Source organism: Candidatus Nitrotoga sp. BS (genome assembly GCF_927797785.1).
Classification (GTDB): domain Bacteria; phylum Pseudomonadota; class Gammaproteobacteria; order Burkholderiales; family Gallionellaceae; genus Nitrotoga.
In genome coordinates this window covers 1-5,957 of sequence record NZ_CAKMLL010000021.1, presented here as the reverse complement: position 1 = coordinate 5,957, position 5,957 = coordinate 1, and the positions used below count along the sequence as shown (strand labels likewise).

Sequence of the window (5,957 nt, the reverse complement as noted above, 5' to 3'; positions counted from 1 at the left end):
CTCCAAATTTAGAGTTATATTACCAGATTGCGGAATCGCGTTTAAAATCTAGTAGTCCTTTGCGCGAGCCGTAAAGCTTATCAGGCCTGATTTGAAAAAACTCATTTCAAATCTTATTCCCTAGCTAAGTTGCACAATACATACCATAACACACAGTAGCAATTCTATTCCGCCGAATGGTAATAATGCAGGAATGAATGGCAATTCACTGCCTAAATTTTTAAATATTTTGTGGATTACATACAAAATTTATGAATGAAAAACGGAGGTGGAATTTCTTCGCACCTCCGTTCCAACCAGCACGTCTAACAGCTACGCATTGGTTTCCAGCAACAAATTAATACAGGTTAAAGACAACCCCCCATCAATCCTCAGAAATCGAAGTTGTGTACTTATGGTTGAAATTACCACCATAGGTAGCCATTACTCCAGGCGCAGCATTCTGGTTGATGAAATCTTGCACCATGAAACCAACGGTAGGCAATCCGATATAAGTATCGCCATCAACACTGGTCAATGATTGTGAAGCTGTACCATGGGTTACGTTATTACCATCCACTTGTCCATTAGTGACTGATATTCCGGTAGCGTTAAAGGCCATACGCAACCAACCATTCTCAAAGTTTACGGGAACATTCACTTCGTTAACTGAACCCAATACATGGCTGTTGTTGAACGTTACAATCGTTGTTTCCCAGCACAGGGAAGTGCCGCCGCCTGGGGCAGGTGGTGAGAAGTCAACAATGCTGACGTTACCCTCTTCGCGATCCCAGTAGCTTAAACCAACTGGTTCACACGCGCCATTGAGCCAGAACTTATGGGTAAATGGGCTAAATAATTGAGTTGTGTCTGGCGACACAGCCGGGTTATGAACAGGAACATTGTAACGCTTGGTCGGCATTGTTATCACCCAATCAGTTCCGGACAAGGTAGCGTTATCCAGTACATATTCATTGATGATATTGTTGTGCATCAGCAACGCGCTGACAGTAGCGTCTCCACTAAGCCAAGTGCTGGTCACGGGTGAGCCATGGTTGAATATTACGCTGGTAGTGTTTGCAAATGTCAAATCAGGGAAAATGCTGCCTGGAGCATTCCAGATATTCTGGACGTTATTTGGTGCAAAGGCATCCAACGCAACCGGGTCATAGCCAAAATCTGTTCCAGCTGCAACACCTATCAGAGAGGCAGTACCTGCCAAGCCACCAGTTGACGGATTGGCTATAGCTGATTGCCCACCTACCACCAATGCGCTACCAACTCCCATGTTCATTGTAGCAGCTTGAACCACGGCACAATTAGCCGGCACGCCATTAACGTGCGTTATAGCAGCATTGATCGCTGTATTTGTGATGGTGCCCATTTCGATAATTTCGAAATAGCCTTCACGGGTACGATCCAAGGATTGGGTCTCGCCATCGCCGCCACTTTGTTGAATTCCTTCAAGCGCTGCGCCGGAAAACGCGAAGTTCACGAATTCTTTGCCATTAGCTGGAATCTGGGGGGCTGTGCAAGACTTGTCAGCAGTAACAAGCTTTGCGCCGTTAGTTGTATTCACAACAGCAGCAGTCCACATGTCATTAGGGGACAGATAGAGGTTAAAGTCCAACACTTCGCGGCTATTTTTGCCTTCTGTGAAACGCACTTTTACAGCTTTGGAAGAGTTAGTAGTGTTGACTACAGACAGATAGGTGTCCATTCCTGCACGAGTGGTGTAGTACGGATAAATCAGAACCTCACCTAAACCATTTGAATTTACGTTTACAGCAGCACTTGCTGTATTTGCTATACCAACCGAGCTTACTGCCGCTACCAAAGCAAGATACAGTGACTTTCTTTTAAATTTTTGCATTATCGCTAGACTCCTTAATATTTTGTTACGAAATGTTGAAGTTTGACTTCGAGAAAAGATTACTACTTCTATAAAGTATTACCTCAATAATTACTACAGTCGACTTTAGAAATTACTGCGATGTTATTGTATATCATAGTTGTTTCATTCTACAAGTGATTTTTTGTACACATAATCCTCCTATCTAAATCCATAACCACAAACTACCTAATCGGGACAAACCACCATTTCCCTTCTCGACGCAACCAATTCTCGTCCACGCGAGTCTCAATTGATTTAATATCACGGTAGCTATACTCAACTGCCATTAGCACCTTGCACTGGTCTAGCTCGCATGAAACAGAATCCACATTCGCTTTTTTCCAATTCCCACCACGGATTTTAGCTCTATATAAATCCAATGACATAACTTCGCGCGTACCAGGGCTAAGATAACTATACGCTTTGGCGAAATCTCCTTTTGTCAAGGCTTCCCAGCGAGCAGCGGCCAGATCGGCAACCATCTTTTGCGGCTCATTCTGAGAATCTGATAATGAACTACCGCCCGATCCGGCACAGCCTATGATACCAACACTCAGGAAAATCGCCGCCACACCACTTTGCAATTTATACGAAATTCCGCACATCTGTTTTTTCAAAAGCTCACCCAAATATCTATAGTTTTTTTATTCCGAGTATAGTCACTCTTGCGTTAATATGCTGTCAAGAACAATCGAAGTTCTTTTGTTATGCTGTCTCTTTTATACAACACATAAAAGGTAAAGTAGATTGGCTCAGTTATCAATAATTTTTTACTTGTAATTTATTCGCATTAATTTCATTTCAGAATTATGTTTGCACACTAAAAAAGCAGGAATTCACTTTACTCGTCTCATTTATATTCATCTTGCAAATCACTTTACGGCAAGATGTAGAAATACTTTAGGGCGTTCCACTGATTTTGTAATGCAAGTGGGAATCTACCTGAGTAAAGGGGCTTGTTTAACTTGCTTATCATCAATTTGTTTTGGTATATCGCCAGGCTTCCCGATTTTTTCTAACGATTCATCTAAACCGGCAGGCTTCTTAGATATGTCGCTAGACTTTCCAAGATCTTCCAGCATGTCGCCTAACCCGCTGAGTTTTTTTCGAAACTCTTCGCTGACTGCGCGTGCCTGCTGATTATTGGCAACCAAACGCGGGGTAATAAGAAGAACCAGTTCGGTGCGGTTATTAGCAATAGACTGGGTGCCGAACAGCCCGCCTATAAATGGAATTTTCGATAGATACGGCAATCCGCTACTTGCATTAGTTTTGTTATCCGTAATTAATCCGCCCAATACCATGGTTTCACCGGATTTAACCACGACTGTGGTTTTTACCGCACGCTTGCTGATAGTAGGAGAGTTAATCGAGGATGTTGTGGTTATTGCGGCCGCACTAACCTCTTGATTGATATCCATCGTAACTTGACCACCGGCATTGATACGCGGTGTAACCGTTAACAGAATTCCGGTATCAATATACTGAATTGAAGCAATAAGCCCCGTGGTGGAACCTAAAACAGATTGGGTTTGGCTAGTAATCGGCACCCGATCGCCGACCTGGATTTTAGCGGTCTGATTGTCGGTGACCATTATATGTGGCGAAGAAATCACCTTGACGCGCGAGTCGGTTGCCAATAAATTAAGCGCTGAGGCCACTCCGCCCACTACATTTGCATTACTTAAAACATAGGAGAAACCGGGTGCCAATGCGCTAATCCCGGGACCGCCAGTATCGAGCTTGCCGCTTCCGCGCGACCCATTTTTGAAGGCCCACTCCAATCCAAACTTCAAATCACCAGTTAGCGTTACCTCGGCAATTGTGACATCAATTAAAACCTGTCGTGGTGGCACATCAAGCTTGCGAATGGCAGCTTCTATCTTTTCGTAATTGGCCGGCGATGCCAAAATTAGCAACGCATTGTTGTCCTTGTCTGCGATCACTCGAACGTCACCCTTAACTGCGACACTATCGCCAGCAATCGCTAGCGCCTCCGCAGCTTGGGTTGCATCCACGGGGGTGGATTCTGTCGACTTGACCTCTGCCGGTGCCAAGCCAGGAGCAAGTGCAGGCGGGAGCGACGTCGAGGTTGTTGATTTGGTGAATACATTGTTAATCAATGCCGCCAACTTCTCAGCCATCCCATTCTGCACTGGATAAACGAACAAGCGCATGCCGCCACCTGTTCCACCGCTGTGATCCATACGTTCAATCCATATTTTTGCCTGCTCCAGATATTTGGGTTGCTGTGTGATTACCAGAATGGCATTCAGCCGCTCAATCGGCACCAGCTTGACCACGCCTGCCAATGGACTTAGCGCCTGAGCGCCAAAAATTTTGTTGAGGTCGGCCACGGCAGTCTTCACATCGACACTTTGCAGTGTGAACAAGGCGACTGACATACCAGCCAGCCAATCCACATCAAACATGGCAATGGTGTCCTGCAAATGCCGTAACTCTCGCTCGGTACCGGAAAGAATAATCAGGTTGCGTGCTTCATCAATACGCACGGCGTTCGCTTCCGTAACAAATGGTTCAAGAATCTTTACCATTTCCTTGGCGGCAATAAATTTCAACGGTGCGATTTGAACACTGTAACCGCGACCAGCTGGCAATATTACCCTGTCGTCTCCCAATTGCGGCGTGATTGAGCCGCGTGTGGCAGTAGCTGCCGGAACTATTTTGTATATCCCTTCTTCTCTGATGATCGCTGCACCATTCATGCGCAGCAGTGTTTCCAGTGTTGGCAGCAAATCCTTGCGCTGAAGAGGGCTGCTGGTATGTAAATTGATTACACCTTGCACCTTGGGATCAATGATGTAAGTTTCATTGAAGATATCACCAATAATTGCTTTGACTACCTCGCGCAAGTCAGCACCTTCGAAATTGAGCATCATTTCGTCTCCTGCAGCTGGCTTGACCACGCTTGCAACCGGCGCCGGCACTGGTGCTTTGACAAATACTCCAGTGCCAGGATACAGCTTCACTTTTCCCGAACCAACAATTCCGCTAGGCTTTTCTTCTGCAACATTTTTAGTTTCGGCATCAACAATGTTCCGCGTAATTAACTGCGGTTTTACAACCTCGTCGATCTTCTGTTCGTCGCTTTGCTTCTCATCGTTCGCTTCGAACATCTTGAAAAAGGTAGCACACCCTCCCAGCAAAGGGAGGGTGATCATAACCAGTATCAAACGGAGGCGAGTTTTATTCATTCTGTTCTCTTTTCTTTGTGTAGCATAATTGGCTTCTTAATCAAAATGGCTCTAATGCGTTATAGCGTGAGGTAATAAAGTTCAATTTTTCTGCGGCAAAAGTAGATCTTTTACAGAAAAATAAATCCGCTTATCCTTCGATATGCTCAAGACGAACGGACTTTAAGCTGACTTTCTCTAGCTGTTCGTCTTGCATTTGTCGAATGGTTGCTCACGGTGAATCCTGTAAAAATATAAAATTTATTCGTCATTCCTGCGGTTGTTGACGCAAAGCACGGCGTCGTTCGAACACAGACCGTGGATCAGCAACGTTCGCAGCCGGAGCTGCAACTGGCGACCCCGGTACATTCGCAGCGGGTGCAGCAAATTGCGCCGGCATACCTGGTTTACCATACATGCCTGGCGGTTTCGATACCGTCTTGATTTTCAGTACTACTTCCTCGTGCTCATCGCCCTGTTTGAAGGTGATTTTATCACGATCTAATTTCTCAATTAGCATGCCGTTAATTTCTTGACCCAGCTCGACACGTACCATCTTGCGGGTAGCGACTTCTCGCAAGAGCGCGATATTTTTGTCCTTGGTAATAATGATGCCGTCCAAAATAAACTGTCCTTTGCGCATGGCTGGCTTGGGAGGCGCTATCGGCACAGGTACAAGCGGCAGGGATGGCGGCGGCGACAGAGACAGTGAGCGGCGAGTAGACGCAGACGATGCCGAACGCTGACCAGGCACGAACTTGGGCGGCAGTGGGCGGCGGCTTGAAACAAACAGTGGCCGTGCCAATATCTCCGTATAGGATTTGTCCAGTGACCGCAAAGCGAACTCCGACTGTAATGGCAGCACTGCCGGCCTGATTTTTTGCGGCTTT

4 protein-coding genes are annotated in these 5,957 nt (G+C 45.9%); all 4 read right to left on the bottom strand.

Translation table 11 applies throughout. The features are described 5' to 3' along the window. Nucleotides 1–364: 364 nt before the first annotated feature. Nucleotides 365–1,852, bottom strand: coding sequence for a hypothetical protein (locus tag MJ769_RS01020; RefSeq protein WP_239233986.1), 1,488 nt, complete (start codon nt 1,850–1,852; stop codon nt 365–367). 203 nt (nt 1,853–2,055) lie between these two features. After that, a complete protein-coding gene (locus MJ769_RS01015; protein WP_239233985.1) occupies nt 2,056–2,478 on the bottom strand; it encodes a DUF4864 domain-containing protein in 423 nt (140 codons plus the stop codon). A 333-nt stretch (nt 2,479–2,811) separates the two neighbouring features. Then, nucleotides 2,812–5,088 (bottom strand): type II secretion system secretin GspD, encoded by a 2,277-nt coding sequence (gene gspD, locus MJ769_RS01010; RefSeq protein ID WP_239233984.1) that lies wholly within the window; start codon nt 5,086–5,088, stop codon nt 2,812–2,814. A gap of 247 nt (nt 5,089–5,335) precedes the next feature. Next, on the bottom strand, nt 5,336–5,957 hold a 622-nt coding region (locus MJ769_RS01005), incomplete at its 5' end, for a hypothetical protein (RefSeq protein WP_239233983.1).